The organism is Synechococcus sp. 'PEA 65AY6A-5F PE A' (assembly GCF_047462575.1).
GTDB lineage: Bacteria > Cyanobacteriota > Cyanobacteriia > Thermostichales > Thermostichaceae > Thermostichus.
The window spans coordinates 17,496-33,748 of record NZ_JAOALE010000031.1 but is presented as its reverse complement, the minus strand read 5'-3'; the positions used below and the strand labels follow the sequence as shown (position 1 = coordinate 33,748).

Genomic DNA, 16,253 nt, shown 5'->3' with positions numbered 1-16,253 from the left:
CGGGGCGGTTTTTCTGTTGGGCAACTTTACGGGCACCGGCCAGCCGTCTGCAGACTTGCTGAGCCAAGTTACTGGACAAGCCAAACCGAGCGCGAATCTGGTAATAGCAAAGGGACTGGAGTTTGACTGCGTTGACTACTTTTTCTGGTGTGTTTTGGTTGACCCAGTTCAACGCCTGCACAAAGGCATCCATTGTCGCATCCAACTTTGCGGCTTGCGACTGGGACACCTTGAGCTTGCAGGAGACGGTCAGGACTTGGGTCATGGTTCTATCATAACTTCCGCATTCCTCCCGACACTGACCCTACGGGTACAGTGCGGGGCTCCTGCGATTTCTAGCTGAAGGCGGTCTCCGGGATCCCTTCCTGGGCCAGGGACAGGCCGCAGTGGCCCGCTCCGACGATCAGCAGGGTGGGGGAAGGGAGGAGGGGCTCGACCCAGGATCCCGCGAGGAGCTGTGGGCGGGATGGCAGGGGGGCAAAGTGCTCCGCACCGCTGTCGCTAAGGCTGAGGTAGGGGAACCCCTGAGGATGGAGGGGAGTGATCAGCCAAGCCCTTTGCCCTTGGGTCAGAGCCTGGAGGATCTGGGCCACCAACGTTTGGGCAAGGGATCCCTGCCATCGCTGTAGCCAAATGTGCATCCGTCCCCCGCAAACGCCCAAGGGAGGGCTGTTGAGATCGAGGGAAACCGGCATCCCAGCCGGCGAGGACTCCCCATCGCCATCGCCAACGGGAACAGCGGTCTGCAAAAGGGTTTGCGCTCGGGCAATGACTTCCGCTTCGGCAGCCCCACCGCCAACAGTGCCCAACAGGGTGCCATCGGATCCCACAGCCAGTTTCGCCCCCGCCTGGCGAGGCACAGATCCCTGGGTGCGGATCACGGTGGCTACCACCAGCGGCCCGCGGGAGAGCATGACTCTAGTCAATAATAAGCTCAACTATACTGAAAATAATGTATAATATGTTCAGTACGGATTACTACCAGTTGATCTTTCTGTTTACTTTCGAGTCTGCCAACATGGTAGCCAAAGCAAAGCAGAAAATTGGTAGTAAGACGACACGGAAACTGCGCTTTGGGTATTCTACTCAAAGCTTTGCGGGATACCGCCATTCTGTTTGGAAACAAACAGAATGCTATCGCTGCATAGTTGAACAGTGATGTTCAGCAGTGTTCAGCGTAAATGTATCAGCATGTCTGCCAACTGTCGGTAAAAGGTCTCGTCCACCTCAGCCTCGGTTATGCCTACGGCACCCTAGCGGGAACGGTCAGGGACTCAATGATCAAGAAAGCCCCTCTAGGATGGCCTGATGGAAGGCAACCCGGAAAGCCTGGAATCCGTTCTCCTGCCGACCGTGGTAGACGGCGTTGGTGAGCAGCGTCACCACCAGCTCCCGCTCTGGATCGATCCACAGGGAGGTTCCGGTGAAGCCGGTGTGGCCGAAGGCGCTGGGGCTGAACGGGTAGCTGCTGGCCAAGGGATCCGGGGAGCGCAAGGCAAACCCCAAACCCCGGCGCTCGTGACAGCGGTGGGCATCCCCTTGCTGAGGCAACTGCTCGCGGGTCATTTCCCTCACCGTCTGCGGCTGCAACAGGGATCCCGTCAAAAAACTCTCTCCGAAAGCGGCTACTTCCTCTGCCGTGGCGAATAGTCCGGCATGGCCGGCGATCCCGCCCAGGCGGGCGGCATTTTCGTCGTGAACCTGCCCCTGTAGGCGGCGCTTTCGCCAAGGACACAGCTCGGTGGGGGCACAAGAGACAGAGACAGGGGGTGGGTCGAAAGGATCCCCTGGATAAAACTGAGTTTGGCTCAGGCCCAGAGGCTGCAAGATCCGGGCATGCAAGATCTGATCCAGAGGGGTTCCGCTCAGACGTTCCAAAGCCAGCCCCAGCAGGATCAATCCAAGATCGCTGTAGACTCTGCGGGATCCCGGCCTGTAGGCCAAAAAGGTGTGCAGGGCCATGTGCCGGGCCGATTCGGCATCGGGCTGTCGAAACAGGGGCCGCCAGGCGGGCAAACCGGCGGTGTGGGCCAGCAACTGCCGCACCGTCACCTGTTCTGTTGCAACAAGCTGGCCTAAGGATTCCGGTTCCACAGCAATCCATTTCCCCGGCTGCAGAGGATCTTCATAGGGGGCAATGGGGCGGGATCCCTGAAACTCCGGCAACAGGAGACTCACCGGTTGATCCAGCAGCAACGCTCCGGCTTCCACCAGGGCCATGCAGGCGGTGGCGGTGTACAGCTTGGTCAGCGAGGCCAGGTCAAAACGGGTGGCCGAGGTTGTCGGTTGGCGCCGGGTCTCAGGGTCGAGATGGCCTGCCGCCCTTGAGTAGATACACCTTCCCTTGTGGCGGATGACCACCTGGGCAGCGGGGAAAAGGTGGGGAATGGCGGAGTTGAGCAGCCCCTCCAGCAAGGTCGGATCCCAGCCCATCTGCTTCTCCTCCTGGCTTGGGGATCCCCAGTCCAACAAACAACTTGTAACGGTGTTTACAAAAGCCTACCGCTTCCCCAGCTAGGATGCCACCACGGCAGGCTACATCATCAAGGGATCCCGAGTGCGGCTGGAGTTGTTGCAAGCCTTTTTGAACGTGGTGGAAACGGGCAGCTTTTTGGCCGCTGCTCGCCTCAGCGGTCTGACCCAATCGGCTATTAGCCGCCAGATCCAGGCCCTGGAAGAAGCGGTGGGGGCTCCGCTGTTGCATCGCAAAAGCCCGGTGGCCCTAACTGTGGCCGGGGAACGGCTTTTGCCCCATGCCCGTCGCATCTGTCAAGAATGGCAGCGGGCTCAGGAAAGCATTCGAGAATGGCTGCAGGGCCAGCAAACCGAGCTCTGCATTGCCGGGATCCATTCCCTGATCGCCCATCAACTGCCGCCGGTGCTGCAACAGTTTTGCCGGGAGTACCCAGAGGTGCAGTTGCGGGTTACCGCTCTGGGCAGCGACCGCGCCTTGAAGGTGCTCAGGGATGGGCTGGTGGACGTGGCCCTGGTAATGGAGAATCCCCTGATGACCCGGGGGGCAGAACTGGTGGTGGAGCCACTGTACTCGGAGCCAATTCAAGTATTGATGCCCGCCACCCATCCCCTCAGCCGCTACGAGCGGATCCCCTGGAAGGTGCTGGCGGAGTATCCCCAGGCTGTGTTCAAGGATGGCTATGCCATGCGCTCCTTGGTGGGATCCCATCTGGCCCGACAGGGGCTTCCCCTGAAAGCAGCCCTGGAACTGAACACCTTGGATGCCTTTCGGGGGGTGGTGCGACAGGGGCAGTTGATTGCCCTCCTGCCGGAGTCGGCCCTGGTGGACTGCTGCGCCGATCCGGATTTGCAGGTGCGACCCACCGAGCCCCCCCTATTGAGGCGACAGGTGGTTATGGTTACCACCAGCGATCGCTATCGGATCCCTCCCATTCGCCGGTTTTTGCAGTTGGCCGCCCAGCTTATCAGGCAGTCTGAGGTTGAGCCTGCTTCCGGTACAGATCCCCATTTCCCTCAGCCCTCTGCCGGGCTGTTGTCAGTTCTGTAGGGATTTTTTGTAGAAATTTCTGTAAGTTGTCAAATACCTGTATCGGTAGTTGCAAGTGTTCCGCCGTTATCTCCCCCTACTTGGGTAGCCCAGCGCTCCCGACCGCCGATGCTATGAGCCAAGAGTTTCGCGAGCTGTTGAAAAAAATCGGCAGCGGCACCCACACCCACCAGGATCTCAGCCGGGCAGAGGCCGCCAGCGCTGCTCGAATGCTCCTGCGGGGGGAGGCCACTCCCGCCCAGATCGGGGCTTTTTTAATTGCCCACCGCATCAAGCGCCCCACTGCCGAAGAGCTGGCCGGTATGTTGGATGCCTACGCAGAAGACGGCCCTCTTCTGCCCCAACGGGATTTGCCCCATCCCTTGATCATCTTTGGCCATCCCTACGATGGCCGCTCGCGGACTGCGCCGCTGGGGGTGCTGGTGGCTTTGCTGCTGGCGGCGGCAGGGTCAGCCGTTTTGCTGCATGGCTCTGGCTTCTGTCCCACCAAGTATGGGCTGCCCTTGGAAGCGGTGTGGCGGAGCTTGGGGGTGGATTGGCGAGGGCTATCCCTGGAGCGGGTGGGGCAACTGCTGGAACAAACCGGGCTGGGATTTTTGTATTTGCCCACCTGTTTTCCCCAGGCTCAGGCCCTGATGGACTACCGGGATCAAATCGGCAAGCGCCCCCCCTTGGCCACCTTGGAGCTGGTCTGGACACCCTACCAAGGCCCCTTTCACCTGGTGGCCGGGTACGTGCATCCGCCCACCGAGGCCACGATGCTGGAGCTGTTTGCCCTGCGGGAGATCCGGCAATTTACCACCGTCAAAGGTCTGGAAGGCAGTTGCGACCTGCCGCGGGAACGGGCGGCCATTCTCAACCAGGGCGGGAAACGGCTGCTCTTGAAGGCCAGAGATTGCCACTTGGCAGGCCCGGAGATCCCCTTCTCCGGCGAGAAAGAGCTGCTCCGGCAGATGCAGCAGGTGCTCAGCGGGGATCCCTGTGAACTCACTCCAGCCGTTCTCTGGAATGGGGGCAGCTATCTGTGGCTCCTCGGCCACGCCCCATCCTTGCCAGAAGGGATCCAACAGGCGGAAGACCTGCTTCGCTCTGGACGGGTGATGGAGAAGCTGAAACAACTGATCCAGGTGATTGACCTCTCCTAGGGCTGGGATCCCCTGTTTTGATGGCTGGAGTCAAGCTCTCCAGCCCAGGAAAGAAAGCCCCCCGGCCAGCTCCAGGGGGCAAGAAGGGAAAGGTTGGATCCTTCAGGGCAACAACTCTTCGATGGCCTCCTCCTTGGTGTTGGTGCGGCGGGAGAGGGTGCGGCGGTCGAAGGTCATGTGGATCTCCCGGTTTTGCTCGCCGTCGGCAGCCACAGCAAAGATGGGGAAGTCGATGTTGCCATCCGGGAAAGCCATGTGGAAGCGGAAGGTGCCATCGGGGTTGAGCTGGATCTTGCGCCCGCCGATGGTGACGGTGGCATCGGGCTCCGTGGCCCCATAGACAATCAGCTCGGCATCGGCCACCAGCCAGAACTTGCGGGAGCGCCGCGGCAGGACTTCGGAAGCGCCGGAGAACAGCCCTAGTCCCGACCCGGAAGCCATCCAGGGAGCAGCAGGCACTTCGGCCATGGCCATAGCCATTCCCATCATGCCCACGCCCGACGGGATAATAAACGAGCTGATGGCCTGCTCGGGCACCAGTTGACGGCTGCCCATCTGGTGGCTGCCAAACAGGGATCCCGCCACCCGCATCGCCTCGAAGCCGCCCACCATCTCCAGGAAGGGATCCGCCGTCCTCTGCCGCTGCGGCTCGTCGCCTTTGTAGGCCACCACGCCCATGCCGGTGGCGCTGCGCTTGTAGGGCTCGGTGAGCTGGTAGAGGGTGCGGCCCTGGAGGGGCATGTCAAAGGGCACCGTCAGGAAGTGCTCTTCAAACCAGTCGGAGGGGAAGACCGGCGGCACCATCACCGCCGCCGAGCGGGCCAACATCAGCCAGCGGCCATCTGCGGTCCGGTAGCCGATCTCCACCAAATAGGAGCGGTCGCTCACCGGGATCGGCAAGTACCACTCGCGGGCCAGCTCGTCACAGGGGTACTCCTGCATGCTGTGGGCCGGCTGGCGTTCGAAATCGATATCGGTTACGTCGTAGAGGCGCAGCGCCAACTGCTGCCCTCCCTCGCGGCGCTTGCTTTCTTTGGCCTCGTTGGGCACATCCCAATAGGCGTAGGCCCACTGGGGATCCCGCGGCAGCAAAACGATGCGGCTTTCGCCATAGCCATCCGGCAAATCCCCCAGCGGCTTGTCCACATCGACCAGATCGGGATTGCTACGCCCTGGGCCGACAAACTTGGTGCCAGTCACCGCTTCTTGGCCGCTCGGCTCCGGCATTGTATCGGCGGGGCGGCCAGCTTTGGCCTGGGCCTCCCGGACAGCCTGGATGAGCTGATCCTTGGTCATGCGGCTGTACTTGGGGATCTGGTAGCGGGCAGCTTCTTCTCGCAACTGCCGGATGGTCATCTCTTCCAACGGGATCCGCTCTTGTGGCATGGTCGGGGTCTCCTGTCCTCAACAGATCGGGCTTGTGCGCACACTCCACTGGCTAACCCAAAGGCCGATCCCAGCTTGTGGCTAAGGGCAACCCCTGGCCCACTGGGGTAACAGCCTGCTTGGCGTTTTCCAACCGCTGATGACCATAGGTCGGGATCAACGGGGATCAAAGGAATGATGAACTTATGTTCACGTATTTTTGCCTATTGGTCAAGAGCTTGGGGATCGCTGGGGATCAAAGCCTCGTTTTCCCCGCCATCTCGAGTCAGGGATCCCCAAAATGGGCTTGCGGCCCGCCCTTGCCGGCGGATGGGCGGCCAAGCATCAGCCGCTGCTCTCCAGTCCAAAAGAGGACTGCGCGGGATCCCCTGCCGCACCGGCTTTGCCTGGGTAGCATGGGGGAAGGGTGAGCCGCAGGTTATCAGGCCAAGAGGTGTGGGCATGAGGTGGTGGAAAGATAGGACTCACGGTGCAGGGATGCGAGCGATCTGGGCAGCGCTGGGGATTCTGGTCTGGCCGGGGGAAGCTGTTGAAGCGCAAACCCTGTTTCCTCCCCTCTACCGCCTCCAGGGGGGATCCCCTGCCCCAGCGGTTGAGAAACAACCCCTCCCGGAAGAAACGCCTTGGCGTCCGGTCACTCCCGACCAGGTAGAAAACGTAGAGTCGGCGTTTCCTGTCGAGGACGCAGGGTCGGAAGGGCCGATTTTCGATCTGGACTTGTTGCGGCAGTTGGGCACCAGCCCCGGCGGCGGCTCTGGCTCTGGACAGGGAGACGTGATCGGGCCCGGCAGCGGCCAGAGCGGGGTGCGCGGCTCCAGCCCTGGCTCAGGGATGGGCCCAGGGGGTGGAACTGGCCTAGAGGCGGGATCCCGGCGGCGAGAGCCCCAGGTAACTGGGTTAATTGTCGATGCGCGGGGCCTGGACTTTTTGCCCAGCCAGTCGATGCGCCTTTTGGATCCCGACGGCAACCCAGTTTACCCGCCTATCAACCTTGGCCAAGACCTCAACGCCGCCTTTGTGGGCAGCGAGGGCACCGCCGCCTACACCACCTCGGAAGAGCAGGCCCGCTCGCTGGTCAACCGGATTGGAGAACGGCCCCACCGCCTTCGCGCCATGCGCACGCTGGGTTACGACCTGGTGATCTCCGCCGAAGACGCCTTCAACCTGCGCCAGATGAACGCCAGCAGCGGCTTTCTGGATCGCTTTGCCGTGGTGGTCATCTGGGATGGCAGCCAAGCCAGTCTCCCCTGAGGCCCAGGGATCCCAGCATGGCCATCAAAGCACAGGACAGAGGAATGCTAGCCTAGCAAAAGTGCTCTGTCTGCACCACCCGCACCACCTCCAGCGGGGTTGATATCTTCCTGGGGATCCCAGCCTTATGCAACGGTTTGCCAACCAGCCTCTGCGGGAACGGCCCCACCTAGCGGTATTTTCTTCCAGCAAGGTGGGCAACTTCGTGGTCACCGTCCCCCTCTTGCGCGGCCTCAAGGAGAAATACCCCGGCTGTGTCCTGGATTTTTTCGGCAGCGAGACCACCCGCGACTTTGAGCTCCACTGTCCCTATATCGACTTCAGCTTCCCCCTCTACAGCCGCCGCCCCGATTACCTCGAGGCCCTGACGGCGGCAGTGCGGGATCGGGTGGCCCAGGCCGGGCCCTACGATCTGGCCATCAACTGCGACGAGTTCAGCGAGCTCAACCTGGTGGCGGTGACGGCCCTGCGACCCCGGTACATTGCCGGGGCCGGCTTGACCCTGGATTTTCGCCGCAAGTTGGATCCCGGCTCCGACCCGGTGCAGCGCATGCTCCAGGACGACGACTGGAACAGCCTGGCGTTTTTGCAGCGCTACAAAGATATCCTCACTAGCAACTACATCGCCGAGATCTTCTGCCGCCTGGCTTACGTAGAGACCGACTTTTTCCGCCTGGAGCTGCCCAGCCGGGATCCCGACTTTGCAGTACCGGAAGTCTTGGTGCACATCACCACCACCCGCCGTGCCAAGATGTGGCCCTTGCAGTACTGGCGCCAGGTGATCGAATGGTGCCAGGGGCAGGGCTTGCAGGTGGGGCTCATTGGCAGCGCCCCCGAGCTACAGCGATCCCTCTACCACGGCGACGGCGAAGACCAACTCCTGATCCAGACGGGGATGATCGACCTGCGGGGCAAGACCGGCCTCCTCGAGTTGGCCGGGGCCCTGAAGCGGGCGCGGGTTTGTATTTCCGTGGACGCGGGGCCGATGCACATTGCGGCGGCCGTGGGCTGCCCCACCATTGCCCTGTTTGGCAACGACGCCGATGGCGATGGAGCTAGCCCCGTGCGGCTGTGGGCTCCACGCCTGCCCCATGTTTACGTTACCCAGACTTCCTATAAATGCCGGATCTGCGCAGAAAACAAGTTCAAAAACGAAGCCTGCCTGGTGGAAGGCCACCCCTGCATGGCCCACCTCAAGCCAGAGACAGTGATTGCCTACCTCCGACAGATCCTGAAGAAGACCTAGACCTTCCAGCCCGTCTCTCCCCTCACCCCCAGCCCCTCTCCCTCTGGGAGAGGGGAGCTGTGGAGCGAGGGAACAACTTGTTCATGGCTATTTGAGATGGCCATAGCTCCCAGGGATCCCCGCCCCGCCGATCAGATGGGCCAGTGGACGGCAGGGAGTGCCCAGAAGCGCAGCCGGATCCCTAGGAGCCTGGTTAAGCTGAGAGCCCGAGGCTGAAAACTCTGTGCCTAAACCATTTGGGTGTGAGCTGTGACTTTGGGGACGGGGTATCGCCACCAGGTGGATCACCTTGCCGAGCGGAGAAACAAGAGGGCTTGGCAAGGGGTTGCCCTGAAGCTGCTGGCCACCTTCTGCTTTGCCTGCCTGGGGGCGATCATCCGCCTCAACACGCCTGCCCTGCACCCTTTTGAGATTGTGTTTTCGCGCAACCTATTCGGGTTTCTTGCCCTGGTACCGCTGCTTTTGCGAGCAGGGATCCACTCGCTGCGCACCGCCAAGATGAGCTTCTACCTCCTGCGCTCGGCAATCAGCACGGTGGGGATGCTGCTTTCCTTCTGGGCGGCCAGCCTCTTGCCTTTGGCAGAGGCCACGGCGCTGAGCTTTGTCCAGCTTTTGTTTGCCGGCATGATGGCGGTCTGGGTATTGGGCGAACAGATGCGCCCCTCCCGCTGGCTGGGGTTGGGCCTGGGGTTTGTCGGGGCTTTGGTGGTGTTGAGGCCGGGCTTGCGGGAGTTCTCTTTGGGAACGGGGCTGGCCTTGGCGGCGGCAGCGCTCTTTGCCTGGGTAACCATTGTGCTCAAGATCCTCGCCCGCACCGAGTCCAGCCTCACGATCACGGCCTACATGGGCCTGTTGCAGACCCCCCTTTCCTTCTTGGCTGCTGTTTGGGTTTGGACCTGGCCTTCGCCGGAGCAGTGGCTGTGGATGGCAGCGATGGGGCTGTTGGGCAGCCTGGGCCAGGTGGCCCTCACCCAAGCCTACAAGCTGGCTGAGGTGACGATGCTGCTGCCTCTGGATTTTTCCCGCTTGCTCTGGGCCAGTCTAATCGGTTTCTGGGCATTTGCCGAGCTCCCAGATGGGTGGACCTGGCTGGGCGGAGCCCTGATCTTGGCAGGCGCCACCTCCGGGGCCTACGGCGAGGCGCGGCGGCGGGTGAGGAAAACTCAGGCCCGTACCGGCAAAGTTTAAGGTGGCAGAGGCTGGCGGGCCTAAAGCCGCAGCAAGGCGGGGCTGGAGCTGGTCAGGTCGGTGGTGGTAAGAGCCACCAGCAGGGCTTCCGGGCTGACGGGGAAGGGCAGGTGGTGGATATCGGAGCCTGGCTGGCAGGCCACCTGGGCTGCTTGCAGCAGCTCGGCGGATCCCAGGTGGTCGAGGTGGAGATCCCGCAAGTTGAGGGGCAGCCCCACCTGGCGGTAGAACGCCAGCAACTGGGTGCGGGCGGCCAGCGCCAACTGGCTTCCCTGCAGGATCTCCTCTAGGCGGAGCTGGGCCAAAATGCCAAAGGCCACTTTCTCCCCGTGCAGGGTGGCCCGGTGTCCCGGCAAATGGGTTAGGCCGTTGTGAACGGCGTGGGCGGCCACGGTGCGACACTTGGCCCCTCCCATGCCGCCGACGATCCCCGCCAGGCAAATGCAGGCATCCACCACCTGCTTCCAAGCCGTGCCACCCGGCTCCCTCAAGGCCGCCACCGATTGTTGCAAGAGCAAATCCCGCAAAACGCGGGCCTGCTGCACAGCTCCGATCACCAGGGCATCTTCCGAGGCGCCGCTGCTGACAGAAGACTCGTACCACTTGGCCAAGGCATCTCCAATCCCGGCCACCAGGGTGCGCGCCGGGGCCTGCAGGATGAGCTCATAGTCCAGAATCAAAGCGGCAGGTGCCCGATCCAAAGCCACATCCCGCTGAAAGGCACCTGTGTCAGAGTAGATGTTGGACAGGGCGCTCCAGGCGGCACAGGTGGCGGCGGAGGTGGGCACCGTCGCCACCGGGATCCCCAAGCGATGGGCCACCAACTTGGCCGTGTCTAGGGCCTTGCCGCCCCCCACCCCTACAATGCCGGTTACGGACTCTGCCGTGGCCAGGGCCTGTAGGCGAGCCAGCTCCGACTCGCTGCAGTCGACACCATAGGTGCTCCAGTAAACCTGAACGGCGGGATCCCGCCCCAGATTGCGCTTCAGGGGCAGCTCGGCCACGGCCAGGGAGCGCTCCCCCCCGATCACCAACACGCGGGATCCCAGAGCTGTCAGGGGGACAGCCTCGAGGATGCCGCTGCCGCGGTATAGCCGGCCTGGGGCCGGAATGGCCAGGTCGAATTCACAAGTTCTCAGCATTTCAAAGAGGGGCGATAGGGTCAGCCCAGTGTCCATATATAGATACAGACTACGATTCTAGCCGCAAGTTCTGCCTTTCCCATCTAGGGTGTAGCTACAGGCAAGCCTCGCTTGCTTGGAACGGGTTGGGATCCCTGGCAGGGGAGGGTCAGCTAGCACAAATCTTTGCCAGCAGTCAACTGCAAATGGTGGTAACCCCCAGACAAATTGGGTAGTATGCGTCTAGCAGTGGCGCAGAGGGCAGGGCGTGTTCGGCTTTCTTGGTGGCTCCAAAACTCAAACCATGCTTGGGGTAGATATCAATCCCGAGCGCCTTGCTGTTGCCCAAGTCAAGAAGCAGGGCAATGGTCGCTATCGTCTGGTTCACTACCACAGCGTGGAAATGCCAGAGGGGGCAGTGATCGAGGGGCGCATTCTTGATCCGAGCACAGTTGGCTTGACATTGGCCAACTTACTAAACGAATACAAGGTGCCCACCAGCTTGCCAGTGGCGACCGCGGTGCCGGTGCGAGAGGCGATCGTCCGTCTCATTCGCCTGCCTGCTGACCTGCCTGCCGATGAGTTGCGGCGGGTGGTTCTAGAACAGGAGGCGGAGCTCTACATCCCCTACCCCCGGGATCAGGCGGATGTGGACTACCAGCCCCTGGGCCTAGACCTTTCCCAGGATGGCATTGAGCGCATCGAGGTGCTGCTAGCAGCCATCCCCAAAGAGGTGGTGGACAATTACCTGGCCGTGCTGCAGGCGGCCAACTTGAAGGCGCGCTGTGTGGAGCTGGCCAGCTTCTCCTTCATTCGCACCATCCGTGACCAACTCATCCAGTACAGCCCCCAAGAGGCGGTGTTGCTCAGCTCCATCGGCTACGACAGCAGCGAGATCAGCATCTTGGTCAACGGCATCCCGCAGTTTACCCGCACCGTCAACATCGGCACCATTCACATGCGGCAGGTGCTAGCCCAGGCCCTGAATTTGCCGGTTAGCCGCACCGGCGACCTGTTGCGAACTCTAAGGTTACCCTTGATCAACCCCGCCGATGTTTTGGCCACGGGAGAGCAACCGGTTCCCAGTAACCCGGGCGTGGCAGCCGTGGCGCGGGTCGTTTCCGATTTGGCGGACGAGCTGAGGCGCTCCATTGATTTCTTTACCAGCGCAGAGAGTAACTCCCCTGTGGTGAAGGTATTGTTGGCTGGGCCGGGGGCGGCTATTGGCCAAATGGATGGTTTCTTGTCGCAGTCGCTGAGCCTGGCCGTAGAGTTAGCGGATCCCTTCGGCAGCATCCTGATACCGGATTCAATCGAGGTGCCCTTGGAGGAGCGACCGGCGATGGGAGTGGCCCTGGGGCTGGCCATGCGGGAAGCCAGCAAGTAGTCTTCGGGATCCGCCCAAGAGGATCCCCTAAGCGCAATACCCAACCATGAGCGAGGCGGTGAGATGTACACACCAGAGATCAACTTTCTGAAAGAAAGACCGGAGGTTCCCACCACAGTTCAGACAGGGGGAGTGGTGGCTGGCCCGGAAACTGCCGCCGGAGCTGAGAGCTGGGCTTTGGCCATTGGTCTGGGGGTTGCCGTGGCTGCTGTGGCCATGGGGGCTTTCTTGTATTTCCAAGACAGCTTTTCCCGTCAGCGGAATACTCTGAGGGCAGAGCGAACCCGCCTCGACGGTGAACTCAGCACAGCCAATGCCGAGTTGACCCGACTCCAGGGCCTCAGCCAAGAACTGCAAACCATTCGCACCCAGACGGAAGGGTTTCGCTCTTTTCTCGGATCCGTCCAGCCCTGGTCGGCCATTCTAGAAGAACTGCGGCGCAGGATCCCTGGGCAAGGGGTATGGATAACCAACATCAGCGCCTCTGGCGATACTGTGAACATCCAAGGCGGGGCGCTGGATTTTCCCTTGGTGAACGACTTTTTGCTCACTCTGCTGGATTCCAACTTCGTAACCAGTGCCGTTCTCAACAGTGCCTCTCGAGTGGAGGGCACCCCTGAAACTGAACCCAGCGTCACCTACGGCCTAACGGTTACTATTCGAACCATAGGGGATCCCGACCCGGAGTTGACCCGCGAGCTGGAGCAGCGGGGAGCGATAGGCTTGGTGGAAAAGATCCGCATTTTGCGTCAAGTGGAGGGGAACTGATGACCGGCTCGGTGGAAAGTTTTCACGACGAACAACTGGTGGCACCTCCGGCAGGGCCGCCGGTATTGTTGGGGGTCGAGCTGACCCCTATTCGCATTGGCCTGTTGATCGGGATCCTGGGCCTGGGCGCGGCGAGCTTTTTGGCCTTCACCCAACTCCGTCCTCTGATTAGAGAGGTGCAAGCCTTAGAAAGAGAGGTAGCCCAAAAAACCAGCCAGTTGCAGGAGGTACAGGGCCAGATTGCCGGCTTACAGGATCTGCCCAACCAAATCGAGAGGGCTCGCGTGCAGCAGCAACAGATCAGCGCCTTGCTCGCCACCCCCGAGAATGCCGACACGCAACTGATCGATCTCAACCGACTGGTGCGGGGACAACCCAATGCTCAGTTGCTCAGTTTCAGCCCTTCCCCTCTGACGCCAGCTTCCTCGAACAACCCAGAAGTGCCTGCCATCATCGCCCCAGCCATCCAACTGCAGACAACCCGCGTCACCCTGCGGGGTCCCTACACCGACATCATCAACCTCATGAGAGACATCGAGCGTTTTCGCGCTCTGTTCCGGGTGAGCAACATCTCTCTCAACCCTGGCCAAGGCACAGAGAACCTAGACGCCGCTTTCGATCTGGTTGCTTACTACTACAACAAAGGCGTTCCTCTCGGCACTGCTCCTGCACCTGAAGGGCAAACACCTCCTGAGGGAGGACAGCCAACACCCAGCCAGTAGCCCGGCTTGGCAAGGCCAATCTGTAGCCAATCTATACACTGCGTTTGAGTGTCGCTTCCCCACGGGATCCCACCTGAAGAGACTCGCTACTGGGATTGGAGGGGACGGGCGGGAAATGGGAACCATTGGGGAAAAGCACAGATAGTGTTGCCTATCGAAAAATTTCCCCTAAAGCGGCTGCAGGTAGTGGCAAAGCCGAAAATTTCGGCTTTGATTAGGGAAGCACTGGGTGAACCCGTGCTGAAGTAAAGCAGAAACACGCTTGGCTAACGGAGTGAGGTGTGAGGATGATGAACCGTCGAGTCGCCTGGGGATGTGCATTGAGCTTGATCCTTTCACTGCCCCTGTTGGCTGTGGAAAGCCAGCTCGATGAAGCCGCCGCCCAGCAGTTGACCTCCGCCAATCCACAAAGCCTCAGCCGCATTACCGATATCCGCCTGGTGCCCCACGGCAACCGCATGAAGCTGGAGATCAACACCGCAGGGGGCGCCCGTCCACAGGTGTTCTTTACCCAGCAGGGCCAATCTTGGATTGGGGATATCACCAATGCCCAACTGGATGGAGGTCAAGGTCGCTATCGTCAGGAGTCTCCCCTGCCGGGAGTGCGCTTCATCGAGGCCAAGCAAATGGGCAATGACAGCGTGCGGATAGAAATTGCCGGCGTTGCGGCAGCTCCCCAGGGCTTGCTGGCCCAGCGTAGCCCAACGCAGTTGGTCTTCGAGTTTGAGGGCTTGCCCTCTGCCCTGCCAGCTCCTGTAGCTGCAGCGCCCAGCCAAGAAGTAGTGCCCAATCAACCAGCCTCGCCAACTCGAGCTCAGCCTGGTGCCCCACCGGCAACCCCTGCCTCTTCTCCGGCTGCTCAAAACTCTCCTTCTCCCCGCGTGGCAGCTGCTACTCCTCAGCCTCTTGCCCAAAACTCCCCCTCTTCCCCGCCAGCTCAGACAGCTCCTACTCCTCAGCCAGCTTCTCCTAGGCCGGTCATTTCTCAGGTGCCCTCCGTGGGCCAGCTTAACCAACCGCAATTGCCGCCAGGAAGCTTGCCCACTGGATCCCCCTTCCAGGGGAGAGCTGTGGCCCCTCCTGCTGGAGATATTGCCGTTGGCACAATCCTGCCTGATCCACCTACAGTGGATCTCGGATCCAATGCCAGGATTAGCTTGACCTTGAAAGATGCTCCTGTGGGCGATGTGCTGAGCTTGTTGGTGCGGCGAGCAGGGTTGAATGTGGTGCTCAACGACGTCCCACCCGATCTAACCATCTCTCTGGACGTGCAAGACTCGCCCTTACAGGAGACATTCAACTTTATCTTGCGGCTAAAACAGTTGCAGGCCCAGCGAAGGGGCCAAACCGTATTTGTTGGACAAAACCTGCCAGGGGTGACTGAGATCCTGGTGCGCAATTACCGCGTGAATCAGGCAGTCGCCACCGATTTGGCCAGTCGGCTGGAAGAAGTTTTGAACGCCGTTGCTCCCGGTGCCCAATTCGTTGTGGACGAGCGCACCAACTCCATTACGGTGATCGGCAACTCGCGGCAGCAGGACATCGCGGCTGCTCAGATTGCCCAATTGGATGTGCGTCGGCGACAGGTTTTGATTTCCCTGAGAGCAGTTGATATTCGCTTGAACAAAAACGAAAGCTTATCAGTTAACTTGGGAGGGGCATCTGGCAACTTTGCCCTTGGAACCTTGGGAGACGCCAATTTTGGTGGTCAACCGCTCAATCAACCTGCGGGATCCTCGGTAAGCTCTATCGGCCCTGCAGGCCCATCAGGATCCATCACGGGAATATTTAACACTCTCAACCGGCTGCAGCAGTCTTTGGCTCTAAGAGTGCAGTCTGCAATACAAAATGGAACTGGAAAAATTCTAACTGACCCCAAAGTTGTGGTGGCAGATGGCGGATCCAGTCGAATTAGCATTGCAACCAGCGTGCCTGTTAACGTTGAAACCATCACCATACCCCAGGGCGAAAACCAGCCTCCAGTTGTTACTCAGCGTTTGCAGCGAGAGGATGCTGGGGTTATCCTTGACGTCTCAGAAGTTAGGATAGATGACAATGGGTTTGTTACCCTGACCATTCAGCCGGAAATTTCTATTCCTGTACCCATTCAAGTATTGGAAGGCGGAGACTTTGCAGGCATTCAACTTTTTAACATCGACAGAAGGCGGCTGGAAGCATCTCAGCTCAGGTTAAGAGATGGGCAAACCTTTATTATTGCTGGCCTCATTCAAGACAGAGACACTGTTGACGTTCAAAAAGTGCCTTTCCTAGGCGACTTGCCTCTTTTGGGTGCTTTGTTCCGATCTCAGAGTGTGAATAACGAGCGCAATGAGGTGGTCTTCATGCTAACGCCCTACATTATGGATGATAATGTTGCTTTTGGTCTTCCTCCCAATCCGTAAAATTCCCAATCCGTAAAATAGGGTTATGCCGAACTGCCAAGTTTCGTGATATCCTCCCAACACTGATACTACAGGCACAGCGCAGGACCCATAGCTCCCCACACCCCTCATGAG

At 60.4% G+C, this 16,253-nt stretch carries 14 protein-coding genes and 1 pseudogene; 9 read left to right on the top strand and 6 right to left on the bottom strand.

Annotation, left to right across the window (positions count from 1 at the left end):
- The 3 genes and pseudogenes from GG26_RS10540 to GG26_RS10530 all read right to left on the bottom strand — a co-directional run.
- Positions 1–265: pseudogene (locus GG26_RS10540) on the bottom strand (RNA-guided endonuclease TnpB family protein); the annotation flags it as partial.
- A gap of 70 nt (positions 266–335) precedes the next feature.
- Positions 336–914, bottom strand: coding sequence for an XdhC family protein (locus GG26_RS10535; protein WP_049749728.1), 579 nt, complete (start codon positions 912–914; stop codon positions 336–338).
- Positions 915–1,281: 367 nt separating this feature from the next.
- Positions 1,282–2,433 carry a serine hydrolase domain-containing protein gene (locus GG26_RS10530; RefSeq protein WP_099813218.1) on the bottom strand — a complete coding sequence of 384 codons (1,152 nt, stop codon included), beginning with the start codon at positions 2,431–2,433 and terminating at the stop codon, positions 1,282–1,284.
- A 124-nt stretch (positions 2,434–2,557) separates the two neighbouring features.
- Between GG26_RS10530 and GG26_RS10525 the strand changes: the two genes are divergently transcribed.
- Positions 2,558–3,523 (top strand): LysR family transcriptional regulator, encoded by a 966-nt coding sequence (locus GG26_RS10525; protein WP_011431998.1) that lies wholly within the window; start codon positions 2,558–2,560, stop codon positions 3,521–3,523.
- Between the two features lie 113 nt (positions 3,524–3,636).
- Positions 3,637–4,668, top strand: coding sequence for an anthranilate phosphoribosyltransferase family protein (locus tag GG26_RS10520; protein WP_099812269.1), 1,032 nt, complete (start codon positions 3,637–3,639; stop codon positions 4,666–4,668).
- Between the two features lie 102 nt (positions 4,669–4,770).
- Here GG26_RS10520 and GG26_RS10515 read toward each other — a convergent pair whose 3' ends face one another.
- On the bottom strand, positions 4,771–6,054 hold the full coding sequence (locus GG26_RS10515) for a DUF4912 domain-containing protein (protein ID WP_099812268.1): 1,284 nt from the start codon (positions 6,052–6,054) through the stop codon (positions 4,771–4,773).
- A 203-nt stretch (positions 6,055–6,257) separates the two neighbouring features.
- Entirely contained in the window at positions 6,258–6,497 is a 240-nt protein-coding gene (locus tag GG26_RS10510) for a hypothetical protein (RefSeq protein WP_240527704.1), read from the bottom strand.
- Positions 6,498–6,531: 34 nt separating this feature from the next.
- Here GG26_RS10510 and GG26_RS10505 point away from each other — a divergent pair, with 34 nt between their 5' ends.
- The 3 genes from GG26_RS10505 (at position 6,532) to GG26_RS10495 (ending at position 9,739) form a co-directional block, all read left to right on the top strand.
- Positions 6,532–7,305: a hypothetical protein gene (locus tag GG26_RS10505; RefSeq protein WP_240527703.1), complete on the top strand. Its 774-nt coding sequence runs from the start codon at positions 6,532–6,534 to the stop codon at positions 7,303–7,305.
- Positions 7,306–7,432: 127 nt separating this feature from the next.
- Positions 7,433–8,551, top strand: a complete 1,119-nt coding sequence (locus tag GG26_RS10500) for a glycosyltransferase family 9 protein (protein ID WP_011429872.1) — start codon at positions 7,433–7,435, stop codon at positions 8,549–8,551.
- Between the two features lie 249 nt (positions 8,552–8,800).
- A complete protein-coding gene (locus GG26_RS10495; RefSeq protein WP_240527702.1) occupies positions 8,801–9,739 on the top strand; it encodes a DMT family transporter in 939 nt (312 codons plus the stop codon).
- A 20-nt stretch (positions 9,740–9,759) separates the two neighbouring features.
- On the opposite strand, the gene GG26_RS10490 is transcribed toward GG26_RS10495, so the two are convergent.
- The gene (locus GG26_RS10490) at positions 9,760–10,881 is read right to left on the bottom strand and encodes an iron-containing alcohol dehydrogenase family protein (RefSeq protein WP_099813216.1); all 1,122 of its coding nucleotides are present in this window, start codon (positions 10,879–10,881) and stop codon (positions 9,760–9,762) included.
- Positions 10,882–11,164: 283 nt separating this feature from the next.
- Here GG26_RS10490 and pilM point away from each other — a divergent pair, with 283 nt between their 5' ends.
- The 4 genes from pilM (at position 11,165) to GG26_RS10470 (ending at position 16,139) form a co-directional block, all read left to right on the top strand.
- Positions 11,165–12,247, top strand: a complete 1,083-nt coding sequence (pilM, locus tag GG26_RS10485; RefSeq protein WP_240527700.1) for a type IV pilus biogenesis protein PilM — start codon at positions 11,165–11,167, stop codon at positions 12,245–12,247.
- 63 nt (positions 12,248–12,310) lie between these two features.
- Positions 12,311–13,015 carry a PilN domain-containing protein gene (locus GG26_RS10480; protein ID WP_011429876.1) on the top strand — a complete coding sequence of 235 codons (705 nt, stop codon included), beginning with the start codon at positions 12,311–12,313 and terminating at the stop codon, positions 13,013–13,015.
- The gene (locus GG26_RS10475; protein WP_011429877.1) at positions 13,015–13,737 is read left to right on the top strand and encodes a hypothetical protein; all 723 of its coding nucleotides are present in this window, start codon (positions 13,015–13,017) and stop codon (positions 13,735–13,737) included. Before GG26_RS10480 ends, GG26_RS10475 begins: the two co-directional genes overlap by 1 nt.
- A 326-nt stretch (positions 13,738–14,063) precedes the next feature.
- Positions 14,064–16,139, top strand: a complete 2,076-nt coding sequence (locus GG26_RS10470) for an AMIN domain-containing protein (RefSeq protein ID WP_240530482.1) — start codon at positions 14,064–14,066, stop codon at positions 16,137–16,139.
- Positions 16,140–16,253: the final 114 nt, after the last annotated feature.